Origin of the sequence: Vibrio gazogenes (assembly GCF_023920225.1) — a bacterium.
GTDB classification, from domain to species: Bacteria; Pseudomonadota; Gammaproteobacteria; order Enterobacterales; family Vibrionaceae; genus Vibrio; species Vibrio gazogenes.
Genome location: NZ_CP092587.1, coordinates 2,631,516 through 2,651,491, shown reverse-complemented (window position 1 = coordinate 2,651,491; position 19,976 = coordinate 2,631,516). Strand labels below are relative to the sequence as shown.

Annotated in this window: 13 protein-coding genes; 4 read left to right on the top strand and 9 right to left on the bottom strand. The window is 47.5% G+C overall.

What is annotated here, in order from left to right; genetic code table 11:
* Window positions 1-28: 28 nt before the first annotated feature.
* Window positions 29-967 carry a LysR substrate-binding domain-containing protein gene (locus MKS89_RS11830; protein WP_072956115.1) on the bottom strand — a complete coding sequence of 313 codons (939 nt, stop codon included), beginning with the start codon at window positions 965-967 and terminating at the stop codon, window positions 29-31.
* 100 nt (window positions 968-1,067) lie between these two features.
* Here MKS89_RS11830 and MKS89_RS11825 point away from each other — a divergent pair, with 100 nt between their 5' ends.
* Entirely contained in the window at window positions 1,068-1,274 is a 207-nt protein-coding gene (locus MKS89_RS11825) for a DUF1127 domain-containing protein (RefSeq protein WP_072956118.1), read from the top strand.
* Window positions 1,275-1,333: 59 nt separating this feature from the next.
* On the opposite strand, the gene MKS89_RS11820 is transcribed toward MKS89_RS11825, so the two are convergent.
* The 8 genes from MKS89_RS11820 to MKS89_RS11785 form a co-directional block, all read right to left on the bottom strand.
* Window positions 1,334-3,049, bottom strand: coding sequence for an AMP-binding protein (locus MKS89_RS11820; RefSeq protein WP_072956122.1), 1,716 nt, complete (start codon window positions 3,047-3,049; stop codon window positions 1,334-1,336).
* Between the two features lie 312 nt (window positions 3,050-3,361).
* Window positions 3,362-4,507 (bottom strand): HD-GYP domain-containing protein, encoded by a 1,146-nt coding sequence (locus MKS89_RS11815; protein WP_072956125.1) that lies wholly within the window; start codon window positions 4,505-4,507, stop codon window positions 3,362-3,364.
* Window positions 4,508-4,675: 168 nt separating this feature from the next.
* On the bottom strand, window positions 4,676-5,677 hold the full coding sequence (locus tag MKS89_RS11810) for a substrate-binding domain-containing protein (RefSeq protein WP_072956128.1): 1,002 nt from the start codon (window positions 5,675-5,677) through the stop codon (window positions 4,676-4,678).
* 232 nt (window positions 5,678-5,909) lie between these two features.
* A complete protein-coding gene (locus MKS89_RS11805; RefSeq protein WP_072956461.1) occupies window positions 5,910-6,464 on the bottom strand; it encodes a gamma-glutamylcyclotransferase family protein in 555 nt (184 codons plus the stop codon).
* Window positions 6,465-6,495: 31 nt separating this feature from the next.
* Entirely contained in the window at window positions 6,496-7,509 is a 1,014-nt protein-coding gene (locus MKS89_RS11800; protein WP_072956130.1) for an adenosine deaminase, read from the bottom strand.
* Window positions 7,510-7,788: 279 nt separating this feature from the next.
* Complete coding sequence (gene dapD, locus MKS89_RS11795) at window positions 7,789-8,817, bottom strand: 2,3,4,5-tetrahydropyridine-2,6-dicarboxylate N-succinyltransferase (RefSeq protein WP_072956133.1); 1,029 nt, start codon at window positions 8,815-8,817, stop codon at window positions 7,789-7,791.
* Between the two features lie 203 nt (window positions 8,818-9,020).
* The gene (locus MKS89_RS11790) at window positions 9,021-9,332 is read right to left on the bottom strand and encodes a YebG family protein (RefSeq protein ID WP_072956136.1); all 312 of its coding nucleotides are present in this window, start codon (window positions 9,330-9,332) and stop codon (window positions 9,021-9,023) included.
* Between the two features lie 66 nt (window positions 9,333-9,398).
* Window positions 9,399-10,295, bottom strand: a complete 897-nt coding sequence (locus MKS89_RS11785) for a LysR substrate-binding domain-containing protein (protein ID WP_072956464.1) — start codon at window positions 10,293-10,295, stop codon at window positions 9,399-9,401.
* A 137-nt stretch (window positions 10,296-10,432) separates the two neighbouring features.
* Here MKS89_RS11785 and recC point away from each other — a divergent pair, with 137 nt between their 5' ends.
* The 3 genes from recC (at window position 10,433) to recD (ending at window position 19,974) form a co-directional block, all read left to right on the top strand.
* The gene (gene recC, locus MKS89_RS11780; RefSeq protein WP_072956138.1) at window positions 10,433-13,936 is read left to right on the top strand and encodes an exodeoxyribonuclease V subunit gamma; all 3,504 of its coding nucleotides are present in this window, start codon (window positions 10,433-10,435) and stop codon (window positions 13,934-13,936) included.
* 327 nt (window positions 13,937-14,263) lie between these two features.
* Window positions 14,264-17,893, top strand: coding sequence for an exodeoxyribonuclease V subunit beta (gene recB / locus MKS89_RS11775; RefSeq protein ID WP_072956140.1), 3,630 nt, complete (start codon window positions 14,264-14,266; stop codon window positions 17,891-17,893).
* The gene (recD, locus tag MKS89_RS11770; RefSeq protein WP_072956143.1) at window positions 17,890-19,974 is read left to right on the top strand and encodes an exodeoxyribonuclease V subunit alpha; all 2,085 of its coding nucleotides are present in this window, start codon (window positions 17,890-17,892) and stop codon (window positions 19,972-19,974) included. The genes recB and recD overlap by 4 nt, the downstream gene beginning before the upstream one ends.
* The last annotated feature ends 2 nt before the right edge of the window (window positions 19,975-19,976 follow it).

Here is a 19,976-nt window from a genome sequence, read left to right as displayed (position 1 = left end):
TTATCATCTGCATCTTACGTACGTTGTTTTAGGTACGTTCGATAATGGTCTGTTCAATAATATCAAGCTCGTTTAAGCCGGAAAGAGTAAAGGTTGCGATTTGTTCTTGGATCCAAGCAATAAAGACTTTGACCTTTTTTCTCTGCAGGTAACTTTCTGGGGCACAAATATAGTAACTGTAACGAGACCGAATCGCCTGACGCCCTATGCGGATGAGTTTTCCTTCCTGAATATAGCGATGAGCCAATGTGTGTTTCATCAGGGCAACACCTTGTACAGCTAATGCGCCTTCCAGCACAAACAGCGATCCCTCATATTGAAGGGTTGGGCGTCCGGTTGGGGCTCCGATCGAATTCAACCACAGTTCCCAACTCATGTCTGGGATCATATCTTCAATTAAATCAACACGATATAAATCATTTACTGATTCGATGCGATGTTGTTTTTGATAGAGAGGATGACAAACGGGATAGAGTACTTCATCCATCAGCTTGATACTGGTCAGATTTTCATAGTTTCCTTGTCCATAACGAATACAGAGATCAACTGAATCATCCTGAAATGTCACCAATGCATCTTTCGGATCGATCAGCAGTATGATATCCGGATGTTTTTGTCTGAACTCTTGGAGCTTGGGGACGAGCCAGTGTTGGGCGAAAGCCGGATGAGTCGAAATTGATAGCTGATTCGGTGACGGATCCTGCGTTAAATATTGTATTCCTGCATAGAGCTCGGAAAACCCTTTTTGCGCATATTTATATAGGATCTGTCCCTCAGTTGTCAGATGGACACGCCTGTGCTGACGAATGAACAATTCACATTTCAACCACTCTTCTAGTTGACGAATTTGCTGGCTGATTGCCGCGGCACTGACAAAAAGCTGCTCAGATGCAATTTTGAAGCTGCCTGCTTGTGCTGCCATGTAAAAATAATAGACAGATTGTAAAGGAGGTAGGCGACTTTTCACTTAAGTTTTCCTTAATTGAGTGTCAGATTTTATCGTTTGTGCCACGAGCTATTTTCGATAATCATTTAACCACGAAAACACCATATATCAAGGATAAACTATGAACGTTATTGTCAATAAAACTCAACCACCTTTGATTGATACTTATCGTTTTTGGGTTAAGAATATCTACTCTTTGATAAAACATTGGCAGCAAAATTATCAGACACGCCGACAATTATCAGAATTGCCGGAACATCTGTTGGAAGATATTGGTCTGAGCCGAGAAGAAGCCCACAAAGAGTGTCAGAAATCTTTCTGGGATTAATCGGCGGTGATTCCGGTGTTTGTTTTTCCGTACCAAGTATCCGAAAGTCATTCATAAGCTCAGCCATATGGATGATTTTCGGAGATTGCGTCTTCCCATACCACAAGCTTATCTTTTGGCCAGTGTAATCCCAGTTGGTGATACTGTTGCTCCAGCAAGTGCCTTTTGATCTTGAGTGTGGGCGTCAGAATACCATTCTCAATACTCCAGACATCTTTAACCATTAACACTCCTCTGATTTGTTCATGAGATTGCAGCTCTTGATTGAATGCTTCGACGATACGTTTGGCTGACCGTTCATATCGGGCTTTATTGAAATTGGGGATATTATGCGGGACGACCAACAGGAGCGGTCCGGGCAGACCTAAACCGATGAGACATAGCATTTCAACTCGGCTGGCTTGATAGAGTTTTTTCTCAATGGGAACCGGAGAGACAAATTTCCCTTTCGCTGTTTTGAAAGTATCGTTTTTTCTTCCCAGAAGCGACAGATAACCTTCCGAATCAATTTTGCCAATATCACCCGTTTTCAGCCAGCCGTCATCGGTTAAAACTTCCCGGGTTGCCTGTTCATTTTTGTAGTAACCGGTAAATAGCCCTTTACTCTGAACTAAAACTTCACCTTCTTCAGCTATCTTGAGAGTGACCCCCGGCCCCGCGAGGCCAACAGTGCCGACTTTGGATTTTTGATAAGGATAGTTGAGGGTTGAGTAGGCGAAAGACTCACTCATTCCCCAAGCCTCTGTAATCTTCAAACCCAGTTGATCATACCAAAGCAATAGTTCAGGAGAGACCGGTGCCGAGCCGCAGCCAAGAACTCTCGCTTTATTCAAGCCTAATGCATGGGCGACTTTATTGCGGATGATGGTTCGAATCAATGGGATCTTGAGAAGCAGATCAAGCCGTTTTTGTGGGAGGGTATCCAGAATTCGTTGCTGGAAAAGCGTCCATAGCCGAGGGACGGAAATAAATAGTGTCGGGCAATGCATTTTTACATCCTCGATAAACGTATCGAGGGATTCCGGAAACGCAGTCTGTACACCGGTGAAGATGGAAGAGCCAAAAATATAAACGCGCTCTGTGATATGAGCCAGCGGCAGATACGAGAAAAGCCGATCATGGCTCTTGATTCCGATACACTGGCTTAGCTGGCTGACTGACCAAGCAAAACCACCATAACTTAACATCGCTCCTTTGGGGGTACCGGATGTACCTGATGTGTATACAATTGACATCAGCGACTGTTCATCATGGTGCGGCTTGTAGGTCGTAGGGGGATGATCGTAAATCAGTTGGTTGTACTGATACTGGCAGTGTGGCGCACTATCATACGGGAGAGAAATACTGAGCAACTCAGGTTTGTTGTTCAAAATGTTCATCACGGCAGTCATGTCATCCAGTTTGCCAATGAACGCTGCTTTGCACTCACTGTGAGTCAGGCAATAATCGATGGTGTCTTCTTTGGCAGTCGGAAAGATCGGCACACTGACAAAACCGCCCAGCATAATAGCCAGATCACAAATAAACCATTCAGCACAGTTTTTAGAAATGATTGCGACGCAGTCTCCCGGTTTCAGGTTGAGATCATGTAATGCACTGACCAACCTTTGCGCATGGTCGGCTACTTGAGCAAATGTATAGGTCTCAAAGCGGCGATGTTTGATCTGTTTCAGATAGATATCATCAGGTCGCAATTCAGCCCAGTGGAGCATACATTCGTAAGGTGTTTTTAATGTACTGCAATCAGTATGGGTTTGATGTCCTTTGTTGAGCATAAGGTATATCCATTATCAGACGGTATTATTTGGTGGCGTTGATGTCCAAGTGAACTCACGATACATGACTCGGAGAGCGTCATCATTCACGCGCCTTTATCTATACTCTATATTTATAATTTATAGCGAGTCATTAACTGGCTGCTTCATTAAGTTTCAAAGTTTTGATTGGATTAGCGTTACTTTAAGATGATTTCGATAAATTTGTTCTTTGCGCGATTCGTTTTTGTGATGTATTTCGAGTAAGTTGCGTCAGAAAGTGACTGACTCTGCTGCTTGATGTTGACAGGAGTGCAGTAAAGAACTGGCGATTTAGTCGGAGAAATGACAGGGATCCGGTTCTGGGTATTTTCGAGTGATGTCTTTTAAATATTCCTGATGGTTTCTCAGCGCATTGACACAATGTTTATCGAGTTTTCCTTCGGCAACCATTTTCTCTAGTTCCAATAGGGCAAAGGGGACAGAGCGAGCCTGTTTATAAGGTCGATGGGTGGTCAGTGCATCAAAAATATTAGCAACCGTGACAATTCTTGCAGAGATCGGAATATCATCAGCTTTGAGTCCGTGTGGATAGCCGCTACCGTCCATCAACTCGTGGTGGTAAGAAACAATTTCTTTCAGTGTCTGGATACAGACATGATCCAGACAATTGGCACGCAACAAGACTGATTCCATAATCTCAATCCCTTTTTCAATATGCCCAATAACCTGATGCTTTTCCGCCACTTCCAGTTCTCCGGGTTTTAAAAGCAAATGGTGTGGTATCGAGAGCTTACCGATATCATGTAATCGGGAAAAGAGCGTAATATGGTCGATTTTCTCATCGTCCAGATGATAATGCTGTGAGACACCCCAGGCGATGATTTTGGTGAAATGATACATTCTTTCTTGATGATCACGGCTTTGGGCCAGATGTTTCGGATTCTGTTTAAGAATGAAACTCGTCATATCCAGAATCTTGTAAACGGTTTCATATTCACGGCTAATGGCCTGACGAATCGTGTCAATATGTGTGGATAGCTGTTGACTGAGTTGTTCGTCGAAATGATATCCTTCGGCAGTATTGATAAAAATGAAACCAATAAATTCATTCTCATAATACATCGGGGAGGCGAGTGATGCGCCAAAACGTTGTTGTTTGAGCCATTGATTGTGAGGTGTATCGACTCCCAGTAGCTGAGTCGGATCGTTGATACAGCGATCGCTGTGTTCAGCAGCACAGCGCTTCAGCCCGGTGAGTTGATTCAGCGGATATTCGTAGTTGCGTAAAACATCATTATCCGGGGTGCTATCGGCATAGGTCTTTAAATGGTCGGAAAATGGCTCGTACAGGGCAAATGAGATTCGGGCAATTTGGGGCAGTTGCTCGCGAATATGTGCATGAATTTCAACAAACTGTTCATTCAGACTACGCTGATGGGATGTTTGTTGAACATCATTGTGATCAAAATGACTCATGTCGATACCCTTGTTACGATTTCTCACCAATACCTTATTTTTAGTTTAGAAGAATTGTGCATAAAAATAGCAATTAGTTGTCGAAAAAATGCATTATTTTCGAGCGCCCCATTCGTGACTGTCGCAGACTCGAGACTGTTGTTCTGTGCGGTGGTTTTTGACGAGTGGTTAGTCGTGTTTTTTTACCGAGTCTCGTCTGACTAGTGTGGGGGAAAAACGTAACGGTTGTGAGTCTGATGAGGTGCCTTTGGCCAGATTGAGAGCCAGTTGTGCGGCTTGTTCTCCCATCAGTTGAATCGGGTAGAGAACTGTGGTTAATTTGGGACTGACATAGCGAGAAATTAATGCGTCATCAAAACCGATAATCGAGATTTGATCCGGTAACGTCAGGCCGTTTTCTTCCAACACAAAAATTGCACCCGCCGCCATATTATCGTTGTAGGCAACGATCGCTGTGATATCAAGCGATTTTAGTAATAAATTCGTAGTAGCGACTTCGCCCCCTTCAGTATTAGGCTCGGCTTGCTCAATATAACTGGCAGGCAGCGAAATACCATAATCATGTAGTGCGGCTTTGTATCCGGAAATACGTTGCTCGGTATCTTCAATCGGATGCGAAGAACTGATACAAGCAATATTTTTATGCCCATTTTTAATCAGATATTCCGTCGCCAGATACGCCCCTTTAAAATTATCCAGAGAAATACAGCGATCAGCGATTTCTGGAATGTAACGATTAATCAACACCATCGACTTAACCTCCCGGGCATAGTCGATCAGTTCGTTATCAGAAAGTGCTTTCGCATGAATGACCAGCGCATCACAGCGGCTGTTGATCAACAACTCGATTGCTTTGCGCTCATGTTCAGCATGATGGTAACCATGACCGATCAACACCTGCTTACCATTCTCATGGGCGACTTTATCGACGGCTTTCACTAGGGTGCCGAAAAATGGATCAGACGCATCATTGACCAGAACACCGATAATATTGGTGCTTTGACTCACCAGAGCCCGGGCTGCGGCATTGGGACGATAGCCTAATTTTTGCATTGCGGCTTTTACCGCTGTAATGGATGACTGACTGGCTTTCGGAGACTGATTCACGACACGCGAAACGGTTGCGACGGACACACCTGCTTCTCGTGCAACATCTTTTATCGTTGCCATTGCATTCCTCTATACATCATTCAGATAAAATATAGTGCAGCGAAACGATGACATCATAGCCCGTTAAATGAAGATGGGATTGTGTCTTCGGATGATGCCATCTTGGGGACATTTTCTGTAAACAGGCGGATTCTATCATGAACGTGCAGGCATAAAAATGTAACGACCGCAAAAGTCTGAGTTTTCGTGAGGGCAAAATAAAATCAGGCCTCAGGGAAGAGGCCGTGCATTGTCAGACCGGAACTTGAGTGAGGAGTTGGTCGATTTTAGGCCAGTGTTGCGGATGAATCCCGGCATAATTTTCATATTTGGGGGCATGGCGATCATTCTCCAGTGGATACTCCCAACCATACGTGTGTTTGACGAACAGTTGTGCAAAGGCCTCTGAAACCTCAAGGCAACCGGTGAGAACCGTATCGATGTACGTTTGCAGGATTGGCCGCTCATAACTCGGTGGCATAGGTTGATTCTTGACATAAACCCACACAGCATCTTTATCGGAGAGTGGCAATTCAGTGTCGATGTTGGCAGCCGACAACCGGAGACGATGATATCCCCGTTCACGCCGGTCGAACTGAGCCAGCCCTTCGGTTGATACATTGAGCAGCACCCCATTCACGATGCCGTCACCGATCTGGGCAACCAGCGGTGAAGCCTGATAGCTGTCATCCACCATTCCCCAAGTTCGGGTTAAACCCTCGACCACAGCCGGACAAGTTAAACCTGTCTGCCCGGTCAATTGTCGTGAAGATGAATTCATCAGGCTACCATACCCAAAAATGTAAATTGCCACAAAACCTCCGCTGTGATGCTGTTGTTTATTCTGTGTCGGCGTGATTGAGATAGGCTTCAACTTCTGATTTCATGCGCGCTTTTTCTGCGGTTGAGATAAAGCTGGCTTCAATCGCATTGAATGTGAACTGAGCGAGTTCAGCATGTGTCATCTCGTGGGCGTTAGCCACTGCAAGGAAATTATCAGTCATGTAGCCACCAAAATAAGACGGATCATCAGAGTTGATGGTGACACATAGCCCTTGTCTTAATAACTCGACGATGTTGTGCTGTTGCATATCATCAAATACGCGTAACTTGATATTGGAAAGCGGACAAACCGTGAGTGGCATACGTGTCTCGGCCAGTTGTTGCACGAGTTGTGGATCTTCGACACAGCGAACCCCGTGATCAATCCGTTGGACACCCAAGAGATTCAAAGCATCGTCAATATTACTGGCGGGGCCTTCTTCTCCTGCGTGGGCGACGGGAATAAAGCCCGCATCCCGCGCCATTTGAAATACCCGGGCAAATTTTTCCGGTGGGTGACCTTGCTCTGAAGAATCCAGCCCGACACCGATAATTTTGTCCTGATAAGGCAGGGCTTGTTTTAAGGTTTCAATGGCATCATCTTCGCTGAGATGACGCAGGAAACACATGATTAACTGACTGGAAATCCCCAGTTCTTGTTTAGCTTTGTCCAGTGCTGCAGAGATTCCGTTGATGATCGTTTGAAAGGCAACGCCACGGGCAGTATGCGTTTGTGGGTCAAAAAATATCTCAGTATGAATCACACGATCAGCCTGACAGCGCAGTAGGTAGGCCCAAGTCAGGTCAAAAAAGTCTTGCTCATGAAGCAATACATCTGCGCCTTGGTAATAGATATCAAGGAAAGATTGTAGGTTGCTAAACTGATAAGCGGCCCGGACTTCTTCTGGTGTCTGGAAGGGGATCTTAACCTGATTACGTTTTGCCAGTTGAAACATCAGTTCTGGCTCAAGCGTGCCTTCAATATGAAGATGTAACTCGACCTTGGGGAGATTCTGGATAAAGTTTTGCATATCTGCCTCTGTGACAATCAGGTAACTCTACAGTGAATCAAGCGATTCACGAATATTTGCTCATGATAGCGGTGTATGATGAATGTTTTTACCCGCCATTATATCTGTGTCACGGATTCTACTGAAAAAATCGGTGTTGTTCATCACTTGTCTGGCAAAGAAGTTACGCTTTTCTACTGAGTTCAATATGTAGAAGGGATGAATGTCATCACAAAAAAGCCGGCTTATCAGGGCCGGCTTTGGATGTGAATCAAGGAGAGATGAATTCATGCATCAGACTTAGTTGTTGCTGTGCAGCTCGTCGTTGAGTTCTACCGCTGACTTATTGGCGAGACACTCGACCTGTCCGGTCTGAGAGTTACGTCTGAAGAGTAGATCGGAGACGCCCGCTAAATCACGCGCTTTGACGACTTCAACTTTGTTGCCATCTTTATCCAGCATTTGGACTTTGGTTCCGGCGGTGACATATAAACCAGATTCAAGCGTACAACGATCACCCAGAGGGAAGCCCAAGCCGGCGTTGGCACCGAGGAGCGAGTTTTCACCGATAGATACAACGACTTTACCACCGCCAGAGAGTGTTCCCATGATAGACGCACCGCCACCGATATCTGAACCGTTGCCGACAAGTACGCCCGCAGAAATCCTGCCTTCAACCATGCTGACGCCTTTTGTTCCGGCATTGAAGTTGATAAAACCTTCATGCATGACTGTGGTGCCTTCGCCCACATGAGCACCGAGACGAACGCGTGAGGTATCCGCAATCCGTACGCCTGCCGGGACCACGTAGTCAACCATCTTCGGAAATTTATCGATACAGTCAACACTGAGGACGCGACCCGCCAGACGCGCTGCCATTTGGCGTTCTGGCAGTTCCGGTAAGTCAATCGGCCCTTCGTTGGTCCAGGCAATGTTGTGGAGCAGGCCGAAGATGCCATCCAGCACGATGCCGTGTGGTTGAACTAAGCGATGTGAGATCAACTGAAGCTTAAGGAATCCTTCTGCGACCGTTTGCGGTTTCTCATCGCTTGCCAGAATCACCCCGACAAGCGGTTGTTCAGATGATGCAGCCTGAGTTGCAAATACAGCGCTGGCTTCATGCTCAGACTGAAATGCTTGCGCCAGCTCAGCGGCTTGAGTCTGAGTCACTTCAAATGTTTCGTTGCCGCCCTGATAGTCGAGTATTGTGGTCAATTGGGAAACCAAAGCATCGCTCGGGTTGATAATCGGGGTTGGGAAATATGCTTCGATAATTTTCCCGTCACGGTTTTTCGTTGTTGTTCCAAGCGCTAGTGCAAAATAAGCCATTGTTTTCTCCGTTGATGAATCGCGTTGTGACATAGGCTCATGATGGTAAGCCGTTCGTCTGAGTCAGCAACGCGGGCATTGATATCAGATATGGCCATCATAAAGAGCCACTACACAGGATGAAAGCCTTTAAACGCAGAACGTCTGTCAATTGATATGAATTGTCGTTTTAGCGATATATCATCCTATAAAGAAACCTTCAATCAGGCCGCCTGATCATCGGCGTCGGTGGTTGCTGCTTTGGGGGCTGGCTTTTTCTCTGATTTAGGCTTGGCTGGTGCCGGTCTGCGTTTGGCACCTAAGGCGTACAGCACTTCTTCTTTGTTTTGTGCCAGATACATTGCCAATTCTTCTTGTTTTTCTTCATTATCCAGTAACTCACTTTTACCGAGTAAAGTGAATAACTCATCTGCCATATCGAGCATTTTGTCATAAGCATCTGCCTCGGCTTTAGAGGTAAAAGTCATTTTTTCTTCTCCATTCCGCTCGACCACGTACTTGACGATTACAGCCATGGTAATTCCTCTGTTTTGGTTGAATGATAAATACTGTTATTTTATACAGTAAAAATCGTTGTAAGTCTATTCATTGCGACGCCATTCAAAGCAAAATTGAATAAAGCATTTCAATAGCGGGTTTTGATATTTTTCTTTATGGACCAGCAACCAGAAGCGTCGGCGCATATCCAAAGGGACTGATAACGAAGCGACCCGACCATCTTGCAAAGCTGCCTTGGCCGCCAGTCGGGACAGACACCCGAACCCTAACCCGGCGGATACACTGTTAATCAATGCTTCGGTTGTATTGAGTTCAAATGCTTCATACCATCTTTCCAGACGAGGTGCGATGGTGCGGAGAAAGAATTCTCTGGAACCGGAACCCGCTTCGCGCAGTAGCCACTGACTATGCTCGAAATCCGATAACTGGATGTCGGTTTTTTGAGTCAGCGGATGTTCAGGTGCACAGATGATGCACATTTCATCTTGACTAAATTGTTTGGACACTAAGGTCGGATGTAACGTTTTTCCTTCGATTAGGGCAATATCCAGCTCATAATCAATCAGTTTTTGGCAAATTTGCGCTGAGTTAGAAATAAATAATGTTTGTGTACTGTGCTGATATTGCTGCCGGAAGTGACTCAGAAGATAAGGCGCAACTTGATTGCCGATGGTATCACTGGCGCCAATCCGCAACTGACCATGTAGCCGGTTTTCGTGCTCAAATAATAGCGGAATGTTATTGGCCCGGATTAATAGTTCATCCGCTAAGGGAAGCAACTTTCGGCCTTCCTGATTGAGAATCAGCCGATGATTCACCCGGTCAAATAACGCATGTCCCAGCTGTTTCTCCAGCTCTGAGAGCGCCATACTCACGGCTGCTTTGGACAGAAATAGCTCTTCGGAGGCTTCTGTGAGGGTATTGTTACGGGTAACCACCGTAAAAATGTGCAATTGCCGGAGGGTGATATGAGTGAGCATATTGGGTTCAGTTCTCAACGGATAAGAATCTACATCTTTCGACATTTTATCTTTTTATTCAAGTCAGTGACATGGGAAAGCGAACAGGCAATATGCTAATCTAGTCAACAATGATGGTTTCTCAATCCGGATAACACTTGTTTACTGTTTATCATTCAAATCAACTTGATACTCTCAAGATCCTGCTGGTTCATTTAATTCAAAGTGATCCATTGACTCACCCGTTTGAAGCCGAGCAAATTTTGGTTCAGAGTCCGGGGATGTCGCAGTGGCTGAAAATGGCGCTAGCGCAGGAACTTGGCATCACGGCTAACATTGATTTTCCGTTGCCGGCGACATTTATCTGGGAGATGTTTTCCCGTGTGTTACCGGATGTCCCGAAGCGGAGTGCCTTCAATAAAGAAGCGATGACCTGGAAGTTGATGCGACTTTTACCGGAAATGCTCGATCAAGCCGAATTCATGCCGTTACAGCAGTATCTGGCGGATGACAATTCAGCGTTGAAACGATTCCAGTTGGCTGAAAAAATTGCCGATATCTTCGATGGCTATTTGGTTTATCGCCCCGACTGGATTGAGCGTTGGGAAGCTGATCAAGCGATTGAATCACTGGCTGATCGCCATCCATGGCAACCACTATTGTGGCAACGGTTGTTTGAGGACACCAAGCAGTTGGGGCAGTCGCATTATCACCGCGGCAACTTGTATCAACAGTTCATCGAACAGTTACAACAGACCCGGGTTCCTGACGGCATTTTGCCCAAGCGGTTGTTTATTTTTGGTATCACGGCCCTGCCACCTCGTTATCTGGACGCGCTCCAAGCTTTGGGGGAACAGACCGATGTCCACCTGATGTTAACCAATCCGTGTCAGCATTATTGGGGGGAAATCCGTGATCGAAAGTATCTGGCCCGGGTTGCGAGTCTGAAGCGTAAACAGGTTGTATTACAGGAAGGCCAATGGGTTACAGGTGGCGAACGCTCGCCATTAAAAGGGGGAATCGACGCCAATCTTGACGATGAACTGCATTTGCAGCAAGCGGTCGGGAATAGTTTGCTGGCGTCAATGGGGAAACTTGGGCGCGATAACCTCTACCTGCTGTCGCAGATTGAAAGTGAAGAACATGAGTTTTTTATTGAAACGCCCCGAGATACGCTATTACATCAGATTCAGGCCGATATTCTCCATCTCGAAGAACATCAGAATGATCAGATTCTGACCTCCAGTGAGCACAAGCAACTGATCAATACCAATGATGACTCTCTGTCGATTCATCAGTGTCATAGTCCGCTGCGAGAAGTGGAAGTCCTGCACGATGAGCTGTTGTCATTGTTTGACCGTCACCCTGATCTCAAGCCCCGGGATGTGATCGTGATGGTTGCCGATATCAATACCTACAGTCCGGTGATTGAAGCTGTCTTCGGTAATGCATCCGCTGAGCGCTATATTCCATTTTCAATTTCTGACCGCACTGCGGATCAAGAATCCCCGGTTTTGCAGGCGTTCATGCGGTTGCTTCAGTTACCGCGCTCTCGCTGTCTCGCTTCGGAATTACTCGAATTGTTGGAAACCCCGACGATGATGGCACGGTTTGATATCAATGAAGCCGAATTTTTACAGGCGAAGGGTTGGGTTGAAGCGGCCGGGATTCGTTGGGGGCTGAATGAGCAGACTGCGAGCGAGTTCGATTTACCGCCAACGAGACAAAACACATGGGAGTTCGGGATTGACCGAATGCTCGCTGGCTATGCGATGTCCGATTCCACAACCATGCTGGAACTGGATGGTCACAATGTTGCGCCGTATAACGAGATTCAGGGCCTCGACGCTGAGTTGGCCGGCAAACTGGCTGCGTTTATCAGTCGGATTCGGGATTACCGTCAGCAGTTGCGGCAGACATTGTCGGTTGCCGAATGGCGTGAATTACTCCATGCCTTGCTGGATAACTTTTTTGTTGCTTCGGTGGAAGAGGAAGTCAGCTTTCAGCATATCCGCGATACGCTCAGTCATCTTCAGGAACAGTTACAGGATGCGCATTATGAAGCGTCGATTGCACCGGACATTTTATATCACTACCTTACCGGGCAGTTATCCAATGCCCGAGTCAGTCAGCGCTTTCTCGCCGGTCAAGTGAACTTCTGTACCTTAATGCCGATGCGCTCGATTCCTTTTCGAGTCGTTTGCTTACTGGGGATGAACGACGGAGTTTACCCTCGAACGGTGCCGGCCGAAGGATTTGATTTAATGGCAGAGCAGGCGCGCCCCGGTGATCGTTCACGCCGGGACGATGATCGCTATCTGTTTCTTGAAGCATTGCTCTCCGCCCGCGAACGTCTGTATATCAGCTATGTCGGACGTTCAGTTCAAGATAATAGTCTCAGTTTGCCATCGGTTTTGGTGAGTGAGCTGGTGGCGTATTGCCATCAGAATTATTGTTTGGACGGGGATCAAGCGCTCGCCAGTGATTCCTCCGGAGATCGGCTGGTACAACAAATGACCTCGTCTCACCCGATGGTGCCGTATAGTCCTGATGCCTTCACCAGTCCGCATGGTAGTTATGCCAGAGAGTGGCTTCCGGCAGCGACGGGAACGGTGTTACCCGAGCCAATCGCTGCAGCCGCACAATTGCCTGATTTCTTTGCCGATGTGACATTTCCATTGGAACTGGACTTTGTCGAGTTACAACGTTTTTGGCGTTTGCCTGCTCAGTATTTTTTCAATCGCCGTTTGCGTGTCTGGTTCGAAAATGAGTTGGTGTCATTGCAGGATGAAGAACCGTTTTCACTCAATGGCTTGGCACGTTATCACCTGCTCAAGGAATTAGTTGCAGTCCTGCTGAGTGCGCGTCGTAGTGCCGCTGAGCCGGAGCACCATTCGGGAGGGACAGCAGAACGCTCAGAAACACAGCAGGTTGAGCATTTTATTCAAACAAAGCGGGCACAAGGACAGCTCCCTATCGGAGCTTTCGGTGAACTTGAATTCCGCGAGCATTATGAACAAGCGCTTGCACTGACTGAGGTCATCGACGAATTATGTCAACAGCCGAAGCCCGACTGTGAGCTTAATCTCTATACCACGGCGTTGGGGGCTGAGCGGCCGATTCAATTACTCGGTTGGGTGACTGACTATTTTCAATCCGGTCTGGTGCGCTATCGGGTCGGCCGCATACGTGCGCAGGATTATTTATCTGCATGGCTGGATCATCTGGCTGTTGCGGTCATGGGTGAATCATGTCCGACACATCTTATCGGTTATGAGCGCAAGAGTGGCGTTCAGCACCTTTATTATCCTGCGATGGCGGCTCAGCAGGCCCAAGCCTATCTGGATGAGTTCATCCGTCTCTACGTTGAGGGTATGAATCATCCTTTAGCTTATTTTCCGCAAGTTGCGTTGGCCGGGATTGAAGCGGGTTTCAATCGTCAGCGGGAATGGCACGAAGATGAAGAAAAAGCCGCGAAAAAAATGCAAGAGGCCTTCATCGGTAATGACTTTAGTGCGGTTGGTGGCGAAGGGCAAAATGCTTATATTGCCCGCGTCTGGCCGCAGTGGTCAGACGCTTTAAGTCAGACGGTGCGTTCTTATGCGGCACAGATTCTGCTGCCCCCGATGCTTTGGGTCAGAACAGACTCTGATGGATCATGAAACTCAGGGTATCACGTAAGTATGAAATCAGCGTGAGATGGTGAACAGAGGAAAGTGGTGGCCGCCAGAAAATCATTATTTTGTGTAGGGTGTTTGCTGTACGGCCACAGGTCAGAGGGACCATTATTCTATGAGTTGAGTCTTTCACTCAACTGAGGATGTCTTTAACTTGGAGCGAGATACTAATGATGAAAGGGTTAGTTATCCGTGAGTTAGATCTCACTCTCTTGTCAGGTATAAGCAGCGTGAATCGATTTATGTCAATTATATTGCTTAGATCACACTCCACCATGCTGAATCAACAGTTAACTTGGAGAACAAACGGGTATGAGTCACACAGCATCTGATGGCATGATCCCGCTAGAACCGATGCGATTTCCGTTACATGGGATGCGTTTGATTGAAGCATCCGCTGGGACAGGAAAAACATTTACGATTGCCGGTCTCTATTTGCGCCTGTTGTTAGGACATGGCGATGCACAGGTGCGCCATGCGGCACCGCTGCGGGTGGATCAGATTTTAGTGGTGACATTTACAGAAGCAGCCACTGCCGAGTTGAAAGGGCGGATTCGTGCCCGGATTCATGAAGCCCGACTGGCATTTGCCCGACATCATAGTGATGACCCGCTGCTGCAATCCTTTCTCGATGAAATTCCTGATCATGCAGAAGCTGCCAGTATTTTGCTGCAGGCAGAGCGAGAGATGGATACGATGGCGGTTTATACGATCCACGGATTCTGTCAGCGAATGTTAGTTCAGAATGCGTTTGAATCGGGGAGCCGCTTTCATCACGATTTCATTACAGATGAAAGCCGCCTCAAAGCGCAGGTCGTGGCGGATTATTGGCGACGACAGTTTTATCCGCTGTCGGTTGAGCTGGCAGCCGAAGTTCGTCACTTATGGCCGACACCAAGCGATTTACTGGCACAAATCGGTGCTTATCTGAGTGGTCAGGCACCAGCGCTTTCCGTCAGTGCGATGGATGCTAGCCTTGAACAACTACATCAAGATAACTTGCAGCGTATCGTTGAGATGAAGGCACAATGGCGACAGTATCAGTCTGATATTGATGCGTGTATTGCTGAATCGGATGTCAATAAGCGCGTGTACACCAAAAAATTCCGGCCACAGTGGATTGGGCAAGTGTCTCAATGGGCGGAAGCGGAGACGTATAGTTACTGGGTTCCCGAACAGTTGTCTCGTTTTTCGCAACAAGTGTTGTATGAGAAAACGCCAACCGGTACGCCACCGGAGCATCCGTTATTTGAGGCAATTGATACGTTTCTTGCAACACCGGTGTCAATTGAAGCACCTTTGAAAGCACATGCGATTGACAGCTGTCGTCATTTGTTGGCAAAAGCAAAGTCGGAACAGCAGTGGTTATCGTTTGATGATTTGCTGTCTCAACTTTCATCAGCCTTGGATCTGGATAGCACCGGTCAGTTAGCGCAGCGGATTCGCACATTATATCCAGTCGCGATGATTGATGAGTTTCAGGATACCGATCCGCTGCAATACCATATTTTCAGCCATATCTACGCCCCGCATCCTGCGTGTGGCTTGTTGATGATTGGTGACCCGAAACAGGCGATTTATGCGTTCCGCGGGGCGGATATCTTTACCTATATCAAAGCGCGTCGTCAGGTAAGCTCCCATTTTACGCTGGCGACCAACTGGCGATCCGGGCAGTCGATGATCGATGCGGTAAACCGATTGTTTGCCTCGTCTGATAGTCCTTTTCTCCATGATTCGGATATTCCGTTCATTCAGGTCGCAGGCCCACCCGAGGCGCAGCAACGCCAATGGCAACTGTATCAGCAAGTGCAACCTGCCATGACTTACTGGTGGCCGGATGATCTTGAATCGGATTCCGTCATGACCAAAGGTGAATACGAACAAGTCATGGCAAATGCGACCGCGGCTCAAATCCAAACGGTTCTACAGGCCGCACATGATGAGGCAGGGATCCTTTGTTCCAAAAATGGACCGAAAACAATCCAGGCCGGAAACATGGCAGTGTTGGTTCGGACGGGGCGTGAAGGACGACTCATCAAAGAAGCGTTGGCGCGTCAGGATATTGCCAGTGTCTATTTATCGAATCGGGAGAGTGTTTTTGCCAGTGACATTGCAGTGGATATTCAGCGTTTGTTGCAGGCGGTGTTGACTCCGGAGCAGGAGCGCCCGCTCCGGGCTGCACTGGCCTCTCCTTTGTTCGGACTGGCAATTCAGGATTTGGATGCATTGAATAGCAATGAGTCCTTATGGGAGCGCGTGGTTCAGGAGTTTCGTCAGTACCGTACCATCTGGTCAGAACGCGGGATTCTGCCCATGTTACGGTCGGTGCTTTATCAGCGCCATCTTGCTGAGCGTTGGCTCGCACTCAAAGGCGGAGAACGATTGTTGACGGACTATTTACACATCGGTGAACTGTTACAGCAAGCGGGAGCCGAAATTGAAAGTGATCATGGTCTGTTGCGCTGGCTGACTCAGTCGATGATTGATGTGACTCAGGGAGGTCATCCGGAAACGTCGATCCAGCGGTTAGAATCAGAAAAAAATCTGGTGCAAATCGTGACGATTCATAAGTCGAAAGGGCTCGAATATGATTTGGTGTTTCTCCCGTTCGTGATGAGTTTCCGTGAGGCCAAAGAGGCGCGTTACTACGATGAGCAGCAGGATCGAATTGTTCTGGATATCACCCGTCAAGAAGCAGCGCTTGCAAAAGCAGAACAAGAGCGGTTGGCCGAAGACTTACGTTTGTTATATGTGGCTTTAACGCGTTCAATCTATGGTTGTTATGTTGGGATCGCGCCGCTGAAAGGGCGTTCAGGAAAGGGAGCGAGCAGCGCTCATTTATCTGCAATCGGTTATTTGTTGCAACAGGGCGAACCCGGTGATGCCGAATTATTGCAGCAGGGCATTGCATCCCAGTGTGATAGTGAAGGGCACACGGTTATCGACATGCCACCGCAACTCCCCGAGTCGCCTTTGCCCCGAGTTGACGCACCGCAACACACGTTAACGGCGCAACAGAAACAACAACCGATTGAGCGGGCGTGGCGCATGACCAGTTATTCCAATCTGGTCAAACAATCCGGCCATCATGCATTTCTCGATGCCACACAAGAAGTTCCGGGATTCGATCTCGATTCGGCCGGAGAAGCGGATGAATCTCTGTTCGACCCACAAGAACAGACGATTTTCACCTTTCCGAAAGGGGCAACATCAGGGACATTTCTGCATAGTTTGTTTGAGCAGATTGAATTTACCGAGGCTCCGGACAGTCCGGCAAATACCGAGGTGATACAAACGTTGATGACGTCGGCTGCGATTGATGAGTCTTGGCTGCCGGTATTACAACAGATGCTTATGCATGTATTACAGACACCTTTAGATGGTAAAAAATTGCGTCTGGGGCAAATTCCAGCCCGGCAGCGTTTGGTTGAAATGGAGTTTTTGTTGCCGATTGATAAATTACGTTCCCCCCTGTTGAACCGGATTCTGAAACGGTACGATGCTTTGTCCGCTCAGGCCGGGGAGCTCAATTTTGCTCAGGTCGAAGGGATGCTGAAGGGATTTATCGATCTCGTATTTGAATATCAGGGGCGATATTACGTGCTGGATTGGAAATCAAACCATTTGGGAAATCAGCTTGAAGACTATAGCGCCTCTCATCTCGATGCTGCGATGGTTGAACATCGCTATGATTTCCAGTATCAAATTTATACGTTGGCACTGCATCGATTTTTAGCCAGTCGTATGGTGGACTATACCTATGAGCAACATTTTGGTGGCGTGTTTTATCTGTTTCTGCGTGGTATGGATGGACAAACCCCGTCGGGGGTATTTGCCCATCGCCCTCAATTTGAACTGATTAATGCATTAGACCGTTTTTTTGCCGGAGAAGATGACAATATGCGTGCAACGCAGGAAGGACAAATGGAGCTCGACTTATGATCCAACTGGCTCAGTCTCTGGCATCGTTAGCTGAAAAACGTGTGATTCGTCCGTTGGATCAACAATTTGCCCGTTTTATTGCTCACCAGTGCTCACAGGATCAGGCTGCGGTGGCATGGCTCGCTGCGCTGGTGAGTTATGAACTGGGTCGCGGACACATTTGTGTACCACTGGTGGATGATGAAGGGCGAGTGGTGCGGTCGCAATTATTATTCGGTCATGCGGTTGCTGAGTTGCACATGGTCAGAGATTGTGTGGAATCACTTGATTGGTTGGCGGTGCTGACGCATTGCCCATTGATTGGCGAGCCGGGCAGTTATTTGCCCCTGATTTTTGATGGAAAACGGCTTTATCTCCAGCGTTATTGGTTTTATGAGCATCAGTTGGCGTTGCGCTTGCAGAGGTTGTCATCACCCGTTCTGAACGATACGGCACAAACTGAATATTTAGCTGAAACGTTAAATCAATTATTTCCCCGCCCCTATGACAGCTTATTTGAGGCGCTACAACAGGTGTCGTCAGTGGGAGAGCGGCAGCGTTTGGTCTGTGAATATCTCGATGTTATTCAAGAATCTGCGTTGGACTGGACGTCGATTGATGAATTATTACAGCAAGCATCCGGTGGTTCGGCACTTTCGGGGCTAAATATGTTGGTGCCGGAATCGGTATGTCTGAATTGGCAGAAGGTCGCAGCCGCGATTGCGTTAAGTCGCCGTTTTGCCGTAATTTCCGGTGGGCCGGGTACGGGGAAAACCACGACCGTCGCACGGTTGCTGGCGGCATTGGTGAGTCAAAATCATGCGGTTCAGCAGAAACTGGTGATTAAGCTGGTTGCCCCGACCGGAAAGGCCGCGGCACGGTTGACTGAATCGATCGGTCAGGCGGTTGAACGATTGACCATTCCCACGGAGATGAAAGCATTGATACCGACTCAGGCAAGTACGTTGCACCGGTTATTAGGTGCGATTCCGAATAGTGCCGAGTTTCGCCATCATCAGCACAATCCGCTTCATGTTGATCTGCTGGTGGTTGATGAGGCGTCGATGATCGATTTACCAATGATGTATAAGTTATTGATGGCCTTACCTGATCATGCTCGTTTGGTGCTACTGGGCGATAAGGATCAGTTGGCTTCTGTTGAGGCCGGAGCGGTGTTAGGCGATATTTGTGCGTTTCAGACTCAGGGATATAGCCGGAGTCAAATCACTCAGTTGGCTCGGTTAACGGGATACCAATTTGCTTCACCACTTCCTCATCAAGACGTGCCGGCACTGGCGGACAGTTTGTGCCTATTACAGAAAAGTTACCGTTTCCATGCTCGCTCCGGGATCGGGCAACTGGCCAAAGCGGTGAATTCAGGTGATGTATCTCAGCTGTTTCAGATAACACAACAAAGCTACGCCGATGTGCAAATTCATGGGTTGGATAGTGAAAGCTATCATCAAATGTTACAGACGTTGGTGGCCGAGTATGCGCATTACTTGCACGCAATTGCAGATCAATCCGCAATCGCTGAGAGGACCTCTCCTGAGAAAAAAGCGGAATATGTGCTGCGGCTATTTCATCGCTGTCGATTATTGTGCGCGATTAGAGAAGGTGACTTTGGTGTCATAGGTGTTAATCAGAGAGTGGAGCGAGCCTTAAGTCGCCATCAACTGATTCGTAAAAGTGATGAACCGTGGTATGAAGGTCGTCCGGTGATGATCACCCGTAATGATCACCATCTTGAGTTATATAATGGGGATATCGGCATCTGTATGCGAGATCCTCAGGATGATCGACTGAAGGTCTATTTTGAACAATTTGACGGCCATGTCCGAGGTTTTCTGCCAAGCCGGATTCCTCAACATGAAACCGCTTATGCCATGACAATCCATAAGTCGCAAGGCAGCGAATTTGATTTTACGTTGTTGCTGCTACCACCGGATCATACTCCGCTTTTGACGCGGGAGCTGGTTTATACCGGTATTACTCGGGCGAGAAAGCGGTTGGCACTCTTTACGTCCCCCAAAATCTTGCAGGCAGCTGTCAGAGTGAAAACACAGCGAGTGAGTGGTTTAAGAGAAAAAATGGCGGAGTGACG